Here is a 21,039-nt window from a genome sequence, read left to right on the forward strand (position 1 = left end):
TTATGGCACAAAAACCAAGCATACCAAAAGGCACAAGAGATTTTAATGCAGAAGAAGTTGCAAAACGTTCTTATATCATGGAAACGATAAAGGAACAGTTTCAGCTCTATGGGTTTCAACCAATTGAAACACCAAGCTTTGAAAACTCGGATACCTTAATGGGAAAATATGGGGATGAAGGAGATCGCTTGATTTTTAAGATTTTAAACTCTGGCGATTATTTAAGAAAGATATCAGATGAAGTTTATAAGTCTAAGTCCGAAGTAACTATTACTTCAAAAATATCTGAAAAAGCTTTACGTTACGACCTCACAGTACCTTTTGCGCGTTACGTCGTGCAACATCAAAACGATATTGAGTTACCGTTTAAACGCTATCAAATACAACCGGTTTGGCGTGCAGACCGTCCACAAAAAGGACGTTTTAGAGAGTTTTACCAATGCGATGCCGATGTTGTAGGTTCTAAATCTTTATTTCAAGAAGTTGAATTTATACAGTTGTATGATGCTGTGTTTTCGACTTTAAAATTAGAAGGAGTTACTATAAAAATCAATAACCGTAAAATATTATCTGGCATTGCTGAAGTCATTGGTGCACAAGATAAATTGATTGATTTTACTGTCGCATTAGATAAACTCGATAAAATAGGTGAGGAGAAGGTAAAAGAAGAAATGCGTAGTAAAGGGATTTCTGAAGAAGGAATTTCTAAGCTACAACCATTATTTACTTTAAAAGGCGATTTTGGAAGCCAGGTAGAAAGTCTAAAATCTATTCTAAGTACTTCAGAAATAGGTCTAAAAGGTATTGAAGAATTAGAATTTATAAATACAGCTATTTCTAACTTAGAATTAAAAACGGCCAAATTACAACTCGATGTAACCTTAGCACGTGGACTGAATTACTACACAGGTGCAATTTTCGAAGTTTCTGCACCAGAAGGCGTAAAAATGGGCTCTATTGGAGGAGGTGGTCGTTATGATGATCTGACCAGTATTTTTGGTAAGCCAGATACGAGTGGAGTAGGGATTAGCTTTGGTTTAGACAGAATTTATTTGGTTCTAGAAGAATTGAATTTATTTCCTGCAACCATAGCAGATTCCACAAAAGTGTTGTTTATTAATTTTGGAGAAACTGAAGCTATGACTGGTTTACAAGCTGTGACGAAGCTGAGGCAAGCAGGCATTAAAGCAGAGTTGTATCCAGATAATGCGAAGATGAAAAAGCAAATGAATTATGCGAATCGTCGCCATATTCCTTATGTCGTTTTATTAGGTGAAGAAGAAGTGAAAGCTAAAGTTTTTACGCTAAAAAACATGGAATCTGGTGAGCAGCAAAAAATTGAGTTTGACGACTTATTAGAAGTTTTAAAATAGTCTTTACCATTTTAAAGTAAAATATCATAAACGTAAGTTCGAGTGATTTTGAAGTACGAAAAATTGTATCGAGAATCAATGTTAGGTAAAATTCTTATTCTCGATATAAGTTTCACTCATTTCCAATTGTAAAATTCACTCGAATTGACGAATTCATATTAGATGATGATTAAAATAAGAAAAGCCTCAGCTATAAATAGACTGAGACTTTACTAATCACTAACTAAAAACAATTGAAATTAATCAACCACTATCTTCTTGGTCAATACGGTGTTGTTGGCTGTAAAAAGCTTTATAATGTATGCTCCAGCACTTAAATTGGTAACATTATATTCCGAATGACCACTTTGTATTATATTGTTATAAGTGTAAACCGATTGCCCTAACATGTTAAAAAGTACAATTGATTTTACTTCGATTTGGTTTGGGTTTATTAGTACAATTTTATCTATATCATTTGAGTAAAGTATTGCTATGCTATCTTTAATCTCGTCATCTATACCAAGTGAATCTGCCTTATTGCTAAATGTAATTTTAAAGCGATCTAGATATTCACCAGCATTTAAGAAAATTTGATAATTACTTTCTCTTAAGTCGTGGTAAAGGTTTAATTCAATATCATGTACATAAATATTGATGTCGTTAGGTACATTTTCTAAAGCATCTATGGATATTTCATTAAGTCCGTCCGAATCTGTTCTTATACCTAGAGGATATATTGTTGTAGTTTCCGCCTCATTACTTGCTTGTATGATATATTCTTCATCATTTATCATCCAAAACATGTCATCTATTTGCGTTTCATTTAACTTTCCATCATATGCCCAATCTACACCAGAAGTCGTATTTTCATCTATGGTTAAAAGCAATTGACGATGAATTGTGTTTACAGAATTAAATCCTATTCTAAACTTCATTCTTTGATCTGTGGCCTCAGTTTCATTATTTTTTCGTGAAGTTGAAGTAGCCACATGTCTCATAAAAGGTGAGCTTTGATCTTCTTTTTTATAGACCCGCTGACCATTATTAAAACTAATAGTACCTCCATTTTTACCTACAACAAAAAAGCCTTGTCCAACTGGAATATAACGTCCAGGTTTTTGAAATAATAATGTATTATTAATAAAATTCAAATTGTTACTGTCTTTAGTTGCAGCAGCAACAGCTCCTGAAAAATTATAAGTTGCATAGCCACCATCATAGTCTTTTAAGATATGAGAATCACCTCCGTAGTGTTTCCAGAAATAAAGCGTTCCGCTGATTGACGAAGAAGGATTTAATGTATTTTCATTTTGAAAATCTGGACCGTTATCTCTAATAAATATATTTGCATCGATAGCAGAAGGATATGGATTTCCGACTAAATATTCATTATTAGGAGCTAATGTTAAATTGATATCTCCGTTATTTGGTTTACCAGAAAACGTATAATTCTGTTGCGTTTCAGCAGCTGCTAATCCTGGTCCTTTCATTGTAAAACCTTCACCTGGAAAAATCGTACCTGTTCTTCTTATATGTTGCCAAGACGAATAGTTTTGACTGGGTTGATTGGCATATTTCCAAATCCAATAATCTGCGATACTAATAGGTTTAGTGGGTGCTCCATTATATCCTGAAGATGAAAAATTAATAGGTAATGTCTCCGAGACCGACGTTCCATCTTTCATGACATCACTAATCTTAAAACTGTTCACTGATGAATTTTGTTTTGTCACAGGCGATGACCAATAATTATAGGTAAACACATCTGCTGTGCCTTGCTGATCACGCTCAATTTTTCCGTTAGGCTCAACGTTCAAATTACTTTCTGGGGTTTGAATTAATTGTGATTCGCCTTCTAAATCTATGGTTCCAGTTAAATTCAAATAATGTGAAATTGTAATTCCATTACCAGTCTGAGTAGAGTTTTTACCCGTTACTATTAGTTTATTGGCTTCTACGAATAAACCAAGAATCGTTCTGTTGTTGTTATTTGAAGTCGGCAATGACGAATTATTCATGGTTAAATTATGAGCAGTTTTAACTATGTTCCAATCGATAGTAATATCTGGATTTACAATAGATTTAGACCCAGGAGTATATTGTAAATCGCCATTTTTCCATGTTGAATTCATATTCCAATCTCCATCTTGATTTGAAGTATATGGAAGTGGTGCAGTTTCTATATCTACTGTTGTTATATGCTTTAGCTGTCCATAATTACCATTTCCAGAAGCGTCAATAGTATTTAAATATGTGAATGCTGACATCGGATAATAACCAGCCAGGTCAGACCAAGGAAGCACATTAATTTCGTTTTTTGCAATAGTATTTGGTAATACTTTACCAACTACACCTTCAGCATTTTTTATAATTTCTTGATTCATCATAAAACGCAACTGCTCTGTGGTTAAATCCGTATGCCAAATGCGTACTTCATCTATGTGTCCTTTAAAGTGTTGTTTAGTATTATTTTTCCCAGCAGCTGCTATTAAAAATGACGCGTTTGTTGTTACAGGAGCTGTTCTGGTTGCAGAATTATCTAATACTCCATCAATGTAGATAGAAACTCTAGAACCATTATATGTAATAGCTATATGGTGCCATTTTCCGTTTGGAATCGTTGTGTAAGACGTAAGTGACTGGTTGCTACCATTTTTCCAGGAAATTTTTACTTTGTTTGCTTGAGTCAATACTAAGTCATAACCTTGAGTAAAAGCAGCATCTCTTTTAGAAAGTATCGAAACCTCTTCTGTGTATGTCGAATTAGAATTTATCCAGGCCGAAATTGTAAAAGCATTTGGATTAAGATCTAAGGTGTTTTGCATATCAATATAGCTCTCAGATCCATTAAAATAAATAGAACGTTCTTCTGTAATTTGGTTCGAAAAACCAAATGTGATATAGGTAGCTCCGTCTAAGTTATAGTTTGTTTCTAAATAACCGTTTTCATTTAAAGTCATCACCCTAAAATCTGGGGTAGAATCAAAATCACCAGTATCAGAAATAAACATATAATAAAGACCTAAAGCATTATTGTTTTCAATAGATTCTTTAGGAATTTGAACATTTACGGTAGGTATATTGATGGCAGTTTCTTCAATTTTCCAAATACGATTTATAATTTTATATGAAACATCAGTCACTAAAGATGAAGTGATATCGGAGCTTAAGTTTACTATCGTAGGTGAAGCACTATAATTTAAATCTTTTCCGTTGTTTTCTATATCTAAAAATTGATTCTTATTGGAGTTATCTGCACTTTGAGTATCTATGGAATTTGCTTGAGTTAAGCTAACTATTAGTATGTCTTCAACATCATTTGTAGTATTTAAATCAGAAGATGTATCATTAGTGCTTACTGATGTATTCATAGCAATAACCTTTTCAGATTTCGACGTATTTACAGGACCTGAATTGAAATTAAAGTCTTGCGAAAATGCTAAGCAAGACACTATAATTATAACAAAACCCTGAATGTAGGCTCTTCCAGCATGTAAAGCAGAAGTTATCATAAGCGGTTGGTCTTATATTTTGAGGCTTTAAGACACGCAAACATAATAAAAAAACTCTATGAAATGCATAAAAAGACGATAAAACGCATAATAAAATTCAAATAATTTTGTAATAGCCTGATATACAAGCATTTAAATTTTAAAGGTTTTATATAGCTAATTGTAAAGATTCTTTGATGAAAATGAATCGATTCAAGCCGAGCTAAAGTTGTGTTTTCAGATTTGCAATTCATTACTAATACTAAAGAGATTAAGAAGAATACAATGGTCTTGCAATTCATCGAATGTACCTTTTTAGAAATAAAATACATTTTTATCTTAAAATAAAGCCTTAAAGCACTTAATCGGATTAATATGCTTTTAATCTATTGTTAAAGGAATCTTAAAATTATAGACTGTGGTAATCACTATAATATGTTAATTTTAATAATTCAAAATAAAAAAGCTGATATGAAATTGAACTTATTTTATGTGATGATAATGTTTGCAGCATTGTCATTTGCCCAAGAGATGCCAGACGAAGTTAAGCCACCTAGTTGGGCTTTAAATAATTTAACCTATGTAAAACCACACAAACTTGCTTCTTTCGATTTAAAAAATTTACATGATGAAGATAAGATCAATGATAAAGATAAGTCTAAACCATGGCGATTTGGACATGATATTTATGTAGATCACGATTTTAATGAAGTAGGTAAGTGGACTACTTTAGAAAACGGTGATAGAATCTGGAGAATGGCTTACACTTCTAACAATGCATACACGTTAAACTTTATGTTTGATGTATTTAAGATTCCTGTTGGAGCTAAACTATATGTTTACAATGATGATAAAAGTGAATTATTGAGACCTTTTACACATCATAACAATAACCCTGAAGAAGTTTTAGGAACTTGGTTTGTAGAAGGAGACAAAGCTTGGATAGAATACTATCAGCCAGCTAATGTTATTGGTGAAGCAAAAATTGTTGTTGGATCTGTAATTCATGGCTATCGCACAGCAGAAACATATCAAAAAGCTTTAAACGAATCTGGTGCGTGTAATCAAGATGTGGATTGTGATATTACACCTGCTAATGACCCTTTCGGTTTAGATACTGTAAAAGAGAATGTAAAAAAAGCAAATGCTATGATAACGGTAAATGGAGGTACAGGTATTTGCTCAGGAACTTTGATTAATAACACAAATAATGACGGTACACCTTATTTTATGACTGCAAACCATTGTAGTGGCGGAGAAGCGGGTTGGGCTTTTCGCTTTAATTGGAGAAGTCCAAACCCTTCATGTTCTACTAATATTAATAGTACTGATGGTGCATTTAATCAGACTGTAAGTGGATCTATAGTTAGAGCTAGCAGTTCGCAATCTGATATGGAATTGGTGGAAATTACAGATGCAAATTTCTTTAATAACAATCCAGATGTCGTTTGGGCTGGTTGGAATAGGTCTAAGACGGATGTTCCTACCGTAAATTTTGGTATTCATCACCCAAGTGGAGATATTCAAAAAGTATGTAGAGAAGATGACGGAGCTTTCCGAGCAGTTGTGGACTTTAATGGGAATTCAAATACACAAATGTGGTATATAGATGAGTGGGAATTAGGTGTTACAGAACCAGGCTCTTCTGGTTCTGCATTATACAATGAAATAGGGCAGCTTATAGGTGTGCTTTCAGGCGGCTTGGCAGCATGTAGCGGTACTTCTAATAATGGACAATATGATTTCTATGGTCGTTTTGGCGTAGCATGGGATTTTGGTAATTCGCCGTCAAGTAGACTGAAGGAATGGCTAGACCCTTCTGATTCTGGATTAGAGGTTATAGATCAATTTCCACCTTTGGAAACTTTTGATATAGACGCAAGAGTTAGTGCTGGTTCTAATAGTGCGCAAATATGTGGTGTAGATTTTAGTCCTCAGGTGACGCTTCTTAATCCAGGTAATTTAAATTTAACTTCAGCAGATGTATCATATAATCTAGATTCAGGTGCTAATACAACTGTTAATTGGACTGGTAATTTAGCCAATAACGAATCGGAAGTGGTTGCAACACCAAGTTATAGTAACTTAAGTCCAGGAAGTCATACATTTACTGTTTCTGTTTTTAACCCTAACAATGCTACTGATGAGAACACAACTAATGATGTTTTTGTTTTTAGTTTTGATGTGTCAACATCTTATGCAACATCTCAAGTTGTTTTCAATATTACAACAGATAATTATGGTGATGAGACTACTTGGGAGCTGAGAGACAGTTCTGATAACGTAATTAGTAGTGGTCCTTCAACACCTTACGCAAATGCTACTTCCTATCAAGAGGTAATTAACATACCTGTAGTGTCTGATGATTGTTATGCATTCACAATTTTTGACGATCGAGACGATGGTATATGTTGTGGTTTTGGTTTTGGGAGCTACAATGTTCAAGATGAAAATGGTAATATTATTATTACTGGTGGGCAATTTGGTAGTAGTGAGTCGACTTTATTCAGTGCCCAGAATCCTTTAAGTGTTAATGAATTAAGTTTAGAAAGCTTAATCGAATTTTACCCAAATCCTGTTAGAGATAATTTGAGTATTTCGCTTAATAATATCAATGAAAATATTGATTATCAAATTTTTAATACTTTAGGTCAGAGTGTTTCTAGTGGTAATTTAGAATCTAACAAAACACATGTTATTGATATGTCGTTATTTCAAGGTGGTATTTATTTTGTTAAATTAAGTAGTGCATCGAGGTCAATAACGAGAAAGGTAATTAAGAAATAATTTCATTTAAATGATAAATTAAAAAAGTCAGTTTCTTTATTTATGAAACTGACTTTTTAGTTTAAATAATTGTTTTTTCTGATGTGCATATTAATCAGATTTTAATCGTTTCTAAGTCATCATCTAAACTGTTAGATGTATTGACAATTTTTGATAAAGTTCTCATAATTTTTTTTGATTGAAATGCTGAAACTAGTTCAGCACAGATTGATGAATTGTTACATTTTATCTGTAACGTCTTTTACTGTTCCAAGTATAACTTTTTGTTTCTAATGTTGTACTTGTAATTTGATTGTTGTTTAAAGTTCTCATGATTTTGTTTTTTAATTGATTTATACCTAATAGACGACAAAAAGATAAAATTGTTACAGTACTATGTAAAACAAGGTAATGATTTAACAATTTTTAACTATTAATAGTATCTTTATAACTATGAGGCATAATATATTGGTGTTAGTTCTTCTTTTATTGGTGTTCTACTCTTGTATTAATAGCGTAGAAGACTGCAATAGTCATTCATTTGAAGTCACTGCTACGGCTTATAATTCGTTAGCATACCAAACCAGTTCTAATCCGCATATAACAGCATTTGGTGATAGCCTAAAACCTGGCTTAAGATATATAGCAGTTTCGAGAGACTTATTAGATTCTGGATTAGTACATAATACCAAAGTAACAATCGAAGGCTTTGATAGCTTATTCATTGTTAAAGATAAAATGAACAAACGTTGGAGAAAGCGCATTGATATTTATATGGGACTTGATGTAAAAAAAGCAAAAAAATGGGGCAAAAAGAAAGTGAATATTGAGTTTTGTATTCAACCCAAAGATTCAATATCTAATTAGAGCGTTTTACCGCAACTTCAGAAACTTTAAAAGGATAGGCCTTTCTTACCATTTCTAACTCGTTTTTATCTAACTGACTTGGCAGCTTATTAAAAACTTGCTTCGCATAACGTTCTCTTAAGTTGTAGTAAGCTTTGGTTATTTCATCTTGTACATTTATAAACAATTCATACTTGGTTAATGCGTCGTGGCTTAATGAAATAACAGCCTTTTTGGGGTGATCTGAGGAAACTTTGGATTGCTCACCGTCACAATAATCACAGGAATTGAGACTATTATTATCTACATATGCTTCTACAATATTTTCAATTTCATCAATTGATACAATATCGTCCTCAATCATAATTTCTTGTTTTTCATTCATTGCAATTCTTAACAAGTTACGTTCAGGAATGTTGTCTGTACAGGTTCCTGATTCACAAATAGGAGGTAAATGTCTTAAAATGCCTTTATCGGCAGAAATGGTCGTAGTTACTAAAAAGAAAATGAGTAACAAAAAGGCAATGTCTGCCATAGATCCTGCATTGACCGTTGCAGAATATCTTCTAAATGATTTCATAATGTATGTATTTAAATGTTAATTCTTTATGAATCACAAGAACAATACCAATCTTGTTAAATGTTGTTAACATTCATATCAAAAACACCTACAATGTGCTATTTTTGCAAAATTAAACCTTTAGGAAAGTGACTAAATGACCACAGAAATAAAATCGCTTAATGTAAATGTAACTGAGAAAAGCCTCTATGATTATCAAGTCAAAGATCTCAATCGCATTTTTGATGTTATGAATGATGAGTCTGATGACTTTAATCTGCTCTATCAGTTGCCAACGGGTGGAGGAAAGACAGTTATTTTTTCTGAAATCGTGAGACGCTACATAGAACAACGTCATAAGAAAGTAGTTATCCTTACACATAGAATAGAGCTTTGTAAACAAACTTCTAATGTACTTTCTAGCTTTAAGGTAAAAAATAAAGTCATTAATAGTAAGGTAAAAACCTTACCAGATCAAGACGACTACCAGTGTTTTGTGGCTATGGTTGAAACCTTAAACAATAGGCTTTCAGATAAGGATTTTGAGTTAAAAAATGTTGGCTTAGTTATTATAGATGAAGCACATTACAATTCTTTTAGAAAATTATTTAAGTTTTTTGAGCATTGTTTCATTTTAGGTGTCACTGCGACGCCATTAAGTAGTAATATAAAACTACCAATGAAGGATAACTATGAGAAACTTATTGTTGGTGATGACATTTCTACACTAATTAAGAACGGCTTTTTAGCCAATGCTGAGTTTTTTCATTATGATGTTGGTTTAACATCTCTTAAAATTGGAATTAATGGCGATTATACTGTTAAATCTTCTGAGGCATTATATACTAATAGTTTAATGCAAAGTAAGCTTTTAGTAGCTTATGAAGAACTAGCCAAAGGCAAAAAAACCTTGATTTTTAATAATGGTATTTACACTTCCAAGGAAGTATATTATACATTCAAAAAAGCCGGTTATAACGTTCAGCATTTAGATAATACAGCAAGCAAGCAAGAACGAAAAGAAATTTTAAATTGGTTTAAAAATACTCCAGATGCTGTTTTATCTTCCGTAAGTATTCTTACCACAGGCTTTGATGAACCTTCTGTAGAGTCTATTATTCTTAACAGAGCAACGCGTTCGTTGACTTTATATTTTCAGATGATTGGTCGTGGAAGCCGTATTTTTAAAGATAGAAAATCTTTTCAGGTCATTGATTTAGGAAATAACGTCGCACGCTTTGGACCTTGGAGCCAAGTTGTAGATTGGCAGCATATTTTTAAGTATCCAGATTTTTATTTAGAAAATATAGTAGATGACGAAGCCTTGGAGCGTGACTTTGTATATACTATGCCTGACTCGATAAAAGCTAAGTTCAAAAAATCTCAATCTTTAGATTTTGATGTAAAAGCTGAATATAAAGATGTTATTAGTTTAGGAAAAAAATCTTTTACTGTAATAGAACGGTCAATAGATCAACATTCTAAAATTTGTATTGAAAACAGTGAAGATGTCTACGACGCAAGGGAGCTAATTAAAGACTTACAAGATGAAATTGCATATCGCATAAAGCAATATAGTTATTGTATTATGAACAGCACTCAAAACTATAAAGACTGGCTTTTTGAAGAATATAATAGAAAGTTAAGATTAAGCTTTAACGGTAAGTTTTAACGTTTTTTTGTAAGGATTTATGTTTTTATACGTTTATTTTGAAATAGGTACGATATTTGCAATATAATTTTCTGTTGATTAATACTTTATTTAAATAGACGTGAAAGCCTTTAAAATCATATCATTAATGTTCTGCATTCTTTTTAGCAGCATGGTTTTTGCGCAAAAAGAAAAGAAAAAGGAGATAAAAGATAAAGATACTAGATCTATTAGAATTCCTGCAGAAGTTTCTAAAAAGGAAAAAGATTCTTCACTTGTAAAAATAAAAGTAGCACCTAAACTTAAAAATGAAAAAGATAAAACTTCTGCTGAATCTAAAGATGATAAGAAGAAGTTTGTCATAAAAGAATCTGAAAAACCATTTTCTCTCATAGATGATGATGGTTTAAAAAGTCCTAGTGAAATTTACGAAAAACGTTGGAAAAAGGAAGCTGCAAAAGGAGGTATTATTAGGACAATGTCTGATCAGTTTTTAGGAGAACATAATGTAGATACCAAGTTCGTAAATATTGTTTGTAGAGATCATGAATATGCAGATGGAGATCGTGTTCAGATACAGTTAAATGGATATATAGTGAAGTCTAACTTATTGTTAACCAATAGTTACAGACGCGTTGAAGTTGATTTAGCACAAGGTAAAAACATTGTAGACATTATCGCACTAAACCAAGGTGAATCTGGGCCAAATACCGCTGAGTTTGTTGTGTATGATGATAAAGGAAAAGTAATTTCTTCTAAAGAATGGAATTTACTTACAGGTGTTAAAGCAACCATTATTTTTAATAACGAAAAAACGGTAATAAAGGAAAAAGCCAAAGAAGAGGAAGCGGAATCTGATACTGCTTCTAATAATTAATTCGTAATACTTCTGCAGGCTTCATGTATTCTAATTCATAATCTCCAATCCTTACTCTTACTAATCTTAAAGTAGGTAAACCTACTCTAGCAGTCATTTTTCGAACTTGTCTAAATTTACCTTCATTTATAGTTATAGATAACCAAGATGTTGGTCCATGTCTTGCATCTCTAACAAAACGGTCTACGATATGAGATGTATCATTTAAGATTTTAGCCTCACATTTCTTAGTTTTATAAGATTGACCATCCACTGAAATTTCTATGCCATTTTGCAGTTCCAAAATTTTTTCTGGAGTAATTATGCCATCCACCATCACATGGTACTCTTTTTCAACTTTAGAACTTGTGATTTGGTTACTAAACTTTCCGTCAGTAGTTATTAACAATAGACCTTCTGATTTTTCGTCTAAACGACCAACTGCCATAACACTTTCAGGGAAAGCATATAGAGTGTTTAAAAGCTTCTTATTTCGTCTTTTATTTTGATGGTTTACAAACTGACTTAAGTAACCATAGGGTTTATATATTTTAAAATAGCTATGTTTCATTACCACCAAGTTATAAAGCATTTTTGAAATTCACCATGCTCATTTCTCAGCCAACATAGTGGTGATTGTCTATTTGCGATAAAGGTTTTAATTTCATTTTTCGCTTCAATAAATGATAACCAATCAACTGTTTCTTTAGGTGCGCAGAGCCACTGTAGTTTTTCTGGAATATAAAACTGAAAGCTTTCCAGTTCATTTATACGTTCAATATTTAAATACCAACCAGCTACACAATCAGTGTTTAATGGCGATACATCAATATCCTGATTTTGGTATGGCAAAAATAATTGTGCATTAAAACACACTCGTTGTTTAATGGTGTTTATATCAAATTGATATTTTTTTAAAGTCTCTAAAGTTTTTGGATGATGGAGTAGTGGAAATTGTTTGTCTTTTAATTTATTGAGTTTATAAACCAAAGTATCATTACGACTTGGTCCAATCCAATAGGCCAGAGGATCGTTATAGGTATTACTATTATCATATAGGTAGAACTTATATACAACTTCTAAATGAATTGGCTGGTTTTGATTTATAAGTAAAATATCTAATTCGCCAATCGTTCGCTTTTCTTCCTTAATAAGAAGATTTTCTTCAATAATGGTAATATCCTCTTGATTTTCAAGCTGAAAAGCGACAAAATTTTCTACCCATTTTCCTAATCTTAGTTTTTTGATTTCAGAGTTCTGATAAAATGGCTTAGTGGTATGCTCAGGACAAAATTGCTCAAACCCATATATATCAGATGCATTCCAAAGTAAGGGTGTATTCTGAAAACCTTCAAATAGCTCCTGAAAATTTATTGTATCGTACAATTGATTCTTTATTAACACTAATTACTTGCTAAAAATATTCAAAACCTAACTTATATCATATTTTTTCTATTAAAGTAAAAGTACCTTTAAAGGTGTATTTTTTTAAGAAGATCTAAATAATCAATAATCACATAGTATATGAAAGTATTTGATAACAAACACATTAAAAATGTGGCTTTTGTTGGTACCCATCGTGCTGGCAAAACCACATTGTCTGAGACCATGCTCTTCGAAGCTGGTTTGATAAACAGACGAGGAACAGTAGAGCAACAAAACACAATATCCGATTACCATGAATTTGAGCACCAACGCGGTGCTTCTGTTTTTGCTACACCTTTACATACAGAATGGCGTAACTATAAAATAAATATTATAGACACACCAGGATTAGATGATTTTATTGGGGAAATAATGTCTTCTATCCGAGTAGCTGATACTATTGTAACTGTAATAAATGCAAAACATGGAGCGGATATTGGTACAGAAATTATCTGGAATTATGTAGATAAGTATCATAAACCTACACTTTTTGTAATTAATAAAATTGATAGTGAAAAGGCCAATTTTGAAATGAGTTTTAATAGCCTTAAAGAATTGGTAGGTAAAAATGCCGTTTTAGTTCAGTATCCTATTAAGATTGATGGTGCGCAATGTATCATTGATGTACTTAAAATGAAATGTTACAAGTTTGGTCCAGAGGGTGGTAAACCTGAAAAATTAGAAATACCAGCTGATCAGTTAGAGCATGCTTCATTTCTTCATAATGAACTGGTAGAAAAAGCGGCAGAAAACGACGAGGAATTGTTGGAGCTATTTTTTGATCAAGGGACACTAAACGAAGACCAATTGAGAAAAGGTATAAAATTGGGGATGTTAAATCATGATATGTTTCCTGTATTTTGTGTATCTGCTTTAAAAGATATGGGTACTGGCCGTTTAATGGGCTTTATTGATAATGTTGCACCAGCAGCAGCAGATTTAAAACCAGAACAAACGATTGAAGGCGAGCTTATAAAACCAGAAATAGACGCTGATACATCACTTTTTGTTTTCAAAAATATTTACCAGCCAAATTTAGGGCAGATAACTTTCTTTAAAGTTATGTCTGGAGAAGTTAATGTTAACGACAAACTGTTTAATACCAGAACTGGCGAATCTGAAACGCTGAACCAACTTTATATTATGGATGGTAAACAGAAGAACGCTGTTCAAAAATTAACTGTTGGAGATATTGGTGCCACAACCAAATTAAAGTTTACAGAGACGAATGACACTTTAGCTTCTTCTGCTGAAGCAGGAACCATAAAACCTATCAAATTTCCGCAGCCAAGATTGGTAAAAGCCGTATTCGCTGTAGATAAAAATGAAGAAGAAAAGCTTAGTGAAGCATTAAAGCGTATTCATAGTCAAGATTTAACGGTAGATTTAAGTTATAATAGCGAAACCCATCAGACATTAATTGGTACACAAGGAGAATTACATCTATCTACCTTAAACTGGTCATTAGAGAATATTTATGAGGTAAAAGCTAGATTCGAATATCCGAAAATTTCTTATCGTGAAACGATTCAACGCAGTGCAACAGCAAACTATAGGCACAAAAAGCAGAGTGGAGGCTCAGGTCAGTTTGGTCAGGTACATTTAAAGATTGAACCTTATTATGAAGGTATGCCAGAACCAGAAGGCTTCTCGCTAAGAGGTAAGGAAGTTGTTGATTTACCTTGGGACGGGAAACTGGTTTTCTATAACTGTATTGTCGGTGGAGTTATAGACCAACGTTATTTACCTTCTATAATGAAGGGTATACTAGAAGTTATGGAATCAGGGCCATTAACAGACTCATATATTAGAGACATTAGAGTTATGGTTTATGATGGTAAAATGCATGCCGTAGATTCTAATGATATATCATTTAAAATAGCTGGATCACATGCATTTAAAGAAGCCTTTTTAAATGCTAATCCTAAGTTATTAGAGCCAATTGAACAAATGACGTTACGCGCACCTGAACAAATGGTAGGTAGTGTAATGACGGAATTGCAAAGTAGGAGAGCTATTATTCAGGGAATTGAAACTGAAGCACATTATCAAATACTTAGATGTATCATACCATCAGCTGAGTTAACAGATTTTTCAAGTCAGTTAAGATCAATAACACAAGGTAGAGCAACTTATCATTCAACTTTTGAAGGGTATAGTTCAGTACCAAATCATGTACAAAAACAATTAGTAAAGGAAAAAGAATTAATAACCACATAAAATACAACAGTCATGCAAAGTAAAGTAATGTATTTAAGCGATTTAAAGTTTAATATCGAAACGTGGAAGCGCGAATTACGTTTCCATTTCAATGAAATGGATACCTTTCAAGAAAAATTAGAAGAAATCGTACCTCGAATAGAAGGTCCTATTTCTATGAAGAAACTTGAAGTCTTTCAAAACCGCATAATGATTGAAAAAGATGCTATTTCAAAATTAATGCATAGATGCAGAAATAAAATGGTAAATATTAATAATGCAGATTATAATGAAAATATAGATGGACGTCTTCAAAATGAACAGCATACGCTTAAAGAAGATATGCGTACTTATATAAAATTGCATTATGATCTAAAAGAAGAGCTAATGGATTTCTTTTTAGAAGTACTATAGGTTTTGCCTTAATTAACTAAACTAAAAAACCACAAGATATTTCTTGTGGTTTTTAATTTTACCTAGAAACAATAGACTGTTTCATATTCAACTATGACTATTGACGAATCACTAATTTTTGTGTGCGTTTTTCTCCTGCGACACTAAATAGTTCAATAATATAAATGCCATCGTTAAATTGATTAACATCAATAACCTGTCTTGTTCTACTAGTATCTAAAGCTCTTGACAGGATAACACGTCCATGAATATCGTAAAGCTTAATATTAGTTTCACTCTGTAATTGTCCAACAATAATTATAGATTTCTCATTTTTATTGGCAAAGATGTCTAAGTTTTCTAAAGAGGATTCATTTTTACTAAGTATAGTATTTTGGAATCTTAGATAAAAGCGACCAGTACCAGTTAAATTACTATTAGCAGTGAATGTATAATTGGTGGTATTCAATAATGTCAATGTTTTATTAGAAGTATCTTCTAAATATACATTAATATCTTCTGGAATATCACTTTCGACAATACTAACTACAATGTCTTGCCCTTGTACAGCATGTATACCCAAAGGAATTGAAACGTCATCAATACTATTTCTTTGCAAAACTTGAATAGCTAATATCTCATTATTATTCTCCTCCACTAAATTAGAATAAAGTGAAAAATCTGGGACAGTACCTTGAAATAATGCAGCATCATAACCTACGTCTAAACCAGAAGTAGCATTATCAGTGAAAAAGAAATCTGTTGTAAATTCCTGATTCTGATTACTAATTTTTAATTTTAAATAATCTGGAGACAAGTTATTGGCTCTTCCTAAAATAAAATCGTCAGAAGCTCCTTTTACTCGCATGGCTGGAGTAAATGTTATTAAACCTCCTCCTGGCTTTGACTTAACAAAGAACCCTTGCCCTGGCGCGATTAGTCTACCTGTAGTGATGCTGTTTAATATTTCCCACCCATTGGAAGTATCACCATCGTAACCATATATGGCTTGATATTGGTTTACATCGAATTCCGAACTATTTAATGCAAAAAATGCATCAAAATCTAGGTATGACGAATAGGGATTACCAATTAAATTCCAGCCATTATATGTGGTTCCAGAGGTTGTTATATTAGCAGTAACTATGTCAGTCTCAGTTTCACCATAAAATGTAAGTGTTGCACCATTTATAGGATCATCTGCACTGTCTCTAGCTGCTCTATATCCAACTCCTTCTACCAAGCTTGTATTTGCATTAGTATTAGTACTGTATATGATATATTCACTATTAACTTCATCAAAATGGCCAAATAGCTTCTGTTCTGAATTTCCAGGGTTTTCATACAAATTAGGGTTTCTGGTAGCAAAATCTCCGAAAGTATCTCCTTTTAAAGGCGATGAAATAAGGTCATTACCAGTAATACCATTGAATTCATTGACATGTCTTTTGTAGCTCACATTTCCGATACTGGTACCTGTAACGATTAAACTAGAATATTTATCAGATATTGAATTTAATGTGACCTCACCATTCACGGTTAAATTTCCATCTATGGTTAAACTGCCTCCTTCTAGGATTTCTATGCTACCATTTACTGGAACTGTGTAATCAGAATTGATAATAACGTCTTCATCTACACCAACGACTAAATTAATACACTCATGAGGTGCCGTAAAAACTTTTGCTCCACTATTATACAGGCTTTTATAACCGTCAGTAAATTCAGCTTGTACTTCAACATCTAAACCATCTGAATCTAGTCCAGTTAGAGTAATGGTTTGTGGACTATTAGTAATAGAAAATGTTTGACCATTAACTAATAACATACCTGTTTCTGGAGGATTGGTATATGATATAATTAAATCTTGACTGTAAGTATTGTCACTTGGGTTACAACTAGATTGAGACCCAGCAGTAATAGAAGTGATAGTTGTATAATCACTAAAAGGAAGAAATTGCATTAAACTCGCTTTTGGCTCTGTATCATTGTCATCTCCATTACTAAACTGTGTATTACCACCTCTTCCTCTTAAATGTATACTCACTAAGTCATTGGTACCATCACTGTACAACTGTAATCTTAGAGCTTCTGCATATACTGGTGCTTTATCTGTACCATCCCATTCATAAATTGCTGTATTAGCCCAATTATCACCAGTACTATTATGAATCCAACCACCTTGACCTTCTTCAATGGTGTACCAAACGCCGCTTCTTAAATAACTTACACGCCACATGGTATTTGGTTGCGGTTGATTAGGATAGGCACCACCAAATGTTATATAATTTACAAATTTTGGACTAGGCCAATCCACACGCCAAAAGAAACCGTTCTCAGCATCCACTGTTCCTAAATTTTCCTGAAAAGGCACACCATATTCCGAGAATTGCGAATTCACTTTATAATCACCAACAGTCGGATCATAAAGGATATCTAATGGAGTTCCTCTACCAGAACCTTGACTTATAGATCCGCTTAATTGTGCAGAAGTTAAAAGCGCTAAGTTCACTATTGGATTTGGACCGTTAGGAACATTTGTACTGTTTGCATCCAACTGATTTATCCATGCCTCAATGAGATCAACAGCTGGCTGATCGATAATAGATTTAGCTATAGGTGGCATCATAATTGTTTGATCTAAACTGTTCATTCGATGATACAATATCGATTTTGAGGCATCACCTGCATAAACAATTTCTTCGTTTGGATCAATTCCCAATGGAGTTAATATACCTGCAGTTAGTAATTCAGTAGCCTCAAGACTATTAAAATATCGCAAATCGAAATTGGCTCTATTACCACTATCATGTCTGTGGCAATAAGCACAATTTAAATCTAAATATGACCTTGCTTTTTCATCGATAGTAGCATTTGGATCTTGCAAAGATTTATTAGTTATAAGATTTGGAGTATCAGCATCAGTTATTGATTCATTAATAATACCAAGGTGACTTAAGGTGACCAATTGATTACCTATTTGACCATTTGGATCGTGTGTAGAATAGTCATAATCGGTATTTAAGTATCTTGGTTTTAATCCAAGACCTCCTTTATTTGCCTCGTTATGGCAATCTATACATTCTGAATTAGAAGGAAAATGCCACATTTGTGTTCTTGTTCCTCCTGTAGTTGTTGTAATATCTACAGGCTCATCTACACTCGTGGTTTGCAGAATAGCATCTGTTTGTTGTTCATTCCAATTATAAGTAAGAAAGTACATTTCCCCATTTTCATCAACAATAGAAAAGCGTGTTTCAATTTTCTTTGTTATTGCTGGGTCATTATCATCTATTGGTAGATCAAAATGCTTTACTATTACAGTTCCTGGTGGATATTCCCAGTCACCATATTCGGAATAATTAATTTGTTCATTTGGTCCGCTATGCACACCATCATTATTTGGCACCGCAATCCACCGTTTTTTTAAAGCTCCATCAGACCAAAATGATTCGTAAAGCTCATAAGGAACAAAACCATCGATTACGTCTAGACTTGATAAATCCGAAAAAACACCAGTTTCAGAAAGCAATACTGGCGCAGATTCACCACTATTAACGTCATCATCTATAAGTTTATAAATATTAGTATTTTGCCCAAGTCTTAAAAGATAAAGTTCTCCATCATTGTCCTCTCCAAAAGAAATAACACTCGATACTGAGGCGATTTCTGTATATGCGCCAGTCCCAATATCAACAGAAAATAGCTCACCTCCACCACCATAATCCGCACATATATATTTTCCATAGAGTTCAGGTATACCAGTTCCTCGGTACACGAATCCACCCGTTATAGAATTAGCATCTGCTCTGTCAAAAGCAGTTATTGGTTCGGTATGAGCCATATTATTAAACAGTTCGCCACTAGGATCACAGCCAGGTCCAGTGACTAGTCCTTCGTATTCTGGCCAACCAAAGTTAGCGCCTGCATGTAATATATCTACTTCTTCTTGAGAAGATAGACCCACATCCCCAATGTAAAAGGTACCTGTTAGTTTATCCTTTGTCATTCTAAAAGGATTTCTTAATCCAATACTATAATATTCTTCAAAAAAATCACCTGCCATGTAAACATCATTAGGGTCTGATGTTGTTAAGTTTGGTTGACCATATAATGATGTTATAGATCCTGTCGTATTATCAGAATAGGGATTAGTGTTGGGTATCCAATATTCATTTCCACTAATTTCATCTGAATAACCCGTATCTACTGGTTTTTTTCGCAAAGGTGCGTGACTTTTCGAGGGATCTTTATCGACGTCTAACCTTAAAACTCCACCATCTAAATTATCCATAATGTCTTGTGATCGTCTCCATGAAGCCATATCGCCAGTGGTAAGATATAAAAAGCCGTCATTACCGAAATCTAAACCTCCACCATAATGCGTCGTACCGTATAACCTATTCTTTAAGAGTGTTGTTCTAGAATTGGCAACAACAGTCAATGTCAATGGATCTACTTCAAATCTCTCTAAAATTAAAAAATTACCTTGATGCTCTCCATTTGGCCCATGCGTAGTGGTGTTTTCGCTATAGTCACAACCTTGACTTGTATATCCTCCAAATTGAGGAAAATCTTCACCATCACTATTTTTTGTAGCATAATAGACGTAAAAATAGTTCTTTGGGTTTGCTGCAGCATCGAACTCGGGATGTATAGTTAAGCCTAAAAAACCGCCATCAGATACTAGCCCAACTTCATCGGACAAATCGATTAGCAAGTTTTTATCTAACGTTGTTTCATCATTATCAAACCAATAGATGGTACCATTGAGCTGGCCAACTATAACTTTTTCCTGATTAGGAACCATTCTATATGTTATAGGATAGAAAAAAGTGAGGTTTGGAAATGCTACTCTATAAGTGGCATCTAAATCAACATCAACAGATGTTGGGAATGTATTATTAGCATATGGAGCTATCGTCTTAGCTGCTGGTAAACCTGATCCTGAAAAATAAGGAAAAGCGGCTAAAAAAATTAGTGATCCTATAATGATTAATGAAATATTAAACTTTAACGATTTGGGTTTGATGTATTGCATAAAACTTCCAATAGGTTGGTTGGAAAATTGATTTTTCATAATTGTTTTGAAAAATTATTGATTAATAGCATTGTAAAGGTAAGGCCTTTAAGTATAAAATTTTTTAAAATTTGACCATAAGTAACAAACATTTCGATAAAGGTTCAATAATTAACGATGAACGTAAGTAGCACATTATAAATACTTTATATTAAAAATAAAAGCGCCGAATATACTGATTAGTCGTTTCTTTATGTATCATGTAAGTTTATTCATTTAAAGCATTTAAAACTAACTATTTCCGTATCAAATGAATCTAATAATCGACTAATTGAACATAAATCTTTTAAATAGATACTCTTAGGATGATTGTAACGCTTAAAAGCTTAAAAATCAATTAAGTTACAATGTGTTTAATCCTAAAAAGGATACGTATAGTTACACATTTATTAGAGTCCGTAACTGTAGTATGGTCACA

The 21,039-nt window shown here is 33.0% G+C and carries 12 protein-coding genes; 7 read left to right on the forward strand and 5 right to left on the reverse strand.

Features of this window, described 5'->3' with window-relative positions; translation table 11 throughout:
• Positions 1-2: 2 nt before the first annotated feature.
• Complete coding sequence (gene hisS / locus SJY34_RS02680; RefSeq protein WP_400078658.1) at positions 3-1,373, forward strand: histidine--tRNA ligase; 1,371 nt, start codon at positions 3-5, stop codon at positions 1,371-1,373.
• A gap of 239 nt (positions 1,374-1,612) precedes the next feature.
• On the opposite strand, the gene SJY34_RS02685 is transcribed toward hisS, so the two are convergent.
• Positions 1,613-4,867, reverse strand: a complete 3,255-nt coding sequence (locus SJY34_RS02685) for a LamG-like jellyroll fold domain-containing protein (RefSeq protein ID WP_400078660.1) — start codon at positions 4,865-4,867, stop codon at positions 1,613-1,615.
• A 450-nt stretch (positions 4,868-5,317) separates the two neighbouring features.
• Here SJY34_RS02685 and SJY34_RS02690 point away from each other — a divergent pair, with 450 nt between their 5' ends.
• Together SJY34_RS02690 and SJY34_RS02695 are read left to right on the forward strand one after the other, a co-directional pair.
• Positions 5,318-7,633: a T9SS type A sorting domain-containing protein gene (locus SJY34_RS02690; RefSeq protein WP_400078662.1), complete on the forward strand. Its 2,316-nt coding sequence runs from the start codon at positions 5,318-5,320 to the stop codon at positions 7,631-7,633.
• A gap of 432 nt (positions 7,634-8,065) precedes the next feature.
• Complete coding sequence (locus SJY34_RS02695) at positions 8,066-8,479, forward strand: 3D domain-containing protein (RefSeq protein WP_400078664.1); 414 nt, start codon at positions 8,066-8,068, stop codon at positions 8,477-8,479.
• Here SJY34_RS02695 and SJY34_RS02700 read toward each other — a convergent pair.
• Positions 8,472-9,038 (reverse strand): ExbD/TolR family protein, encoded by a 567-nt coding sequence (locus SJY34_RS02700; protein WP_400078666.1) that lies wholly within the window; start codon positions 9,036-9,038, stop codon positions 8,472-8,474. The genes SJY34_RS02695 and SJY34_RS02700 overlap by 8 nt on opposite strands.
• A gap of 136 nt (positions 9,039-9,174) precedes the next feature.
• Here SJY34_RS02700 and SJY34_RS02705 point away from each other — a divergent pair, with 136 nt between their 5' ends.
• Positions 9,175-10,689, forward strand: a complete 1,515-nt coding sequence (locus tag SJY34_RS02705) for a DEAD/DEAH box helicase (RefSeq protein ID WP_400078668.1) — start codon at positions 9,175-9,177, stop codon at positions 10,687-10,689.
• A 127-nt stretch (positions 10,690-10,816) separates the two neighbouring features.
• Positions 10,817-11,545 (forward strand): hypothetical protein, encoded by a 729-nt coding sequence (locus SJY34_RS02710; RefSeq protein WP_400078670.1) that lies wholly within the window; start codon positions 10,817-10,819, stop codon positions 11,543-11,545.
• Here the strand turns inward: SJY34_RS02710 and SJY34_RS02715 are convergent.
• A complete protein-coding gene (locus tag SJY34_RS02715; RefSeq protein ID WP_400078672.1) occupies positions 11,535-12,095 on the reverse strand; it encodes a pseudouridine synthase in 561 nt (186 codons plus the stop codon). The genes SJY34_RS02710 and SJY34_RS02715 overlap by 11 nt on opposite strands.
• On the reverse strand, positions 12,095-12,910 hold the full coding sequence (locus SJY34_RS02720) for a DUF1853 family protein (protein ID WP_400078674.1): 816 nt from the start codon (positions 12,908-12,910) through the stop codon (positions 12,095-12,097). The genes SJY34_RS02715 and SJY34_RS02720 overlap by 1 nt, the downstream gene beginning before the upstream one ends.
• A gap of 138 nt (positions 12,911-13,048) precedes the next feature.
• Between SJY34_RS02720 and SJY34_RS02725 the strand changes: the two genes are divergently transcribed.
• Together SJY34_RS02725 and SJY34_RS02730 are read left to right on the forward strand one after the other, a co-directional pair.
• Entirely contained in the window at positions 13,049-15,169 is a 2,121-nt protein-coding gene (locus tag SJY34_RS02725; protein ID WP_400078676.1) for an elongation factor G, read from the forward strand.
• Positions 15,170-15,181: 12 nt separating this feature from the next.
• Positions 15,182-15,562, forward strand: coding sequence for a hypothetical protein (locus SJY34_RS02730; RefSeq protein ID WP_400078677.1), 381 nt, complete (start codon positions 15,182-15,184; stop codon positions 15,560-15,562).
• 97 nt (positions 15,563-15,659) lie between these two features.
• Here the strand turns inward: SJY34_RS02730 and SJY34_RS02735 are convergent, their stop codons facing one another.
• Positions 15,660-20,621: a PQQ-dependent sugar dehydrogenase gene (locus tag SJY34_RS02735; RefSeq protein ID WP_400078679.1), complete on the reverse strand. Its 4,962-nt coding sequence runs from the start codon at positions 20,619-20,621 to the stop codon at positions 15,660-15,662.
• Positions 20,622-21,039 lie beyond the last annotated feature (418 nt).

Origin of the sequence: Winogradskyella sp. R77965 (genome assembly GCF_044594915.1) — a bacterium.
In the GTDB taxonomy this organism is placed as follows: Bacteria; Bacteroidota; Bacteroidia; order Flavobacteriales; family Flavobacteriaceae; genus Winogradskyella.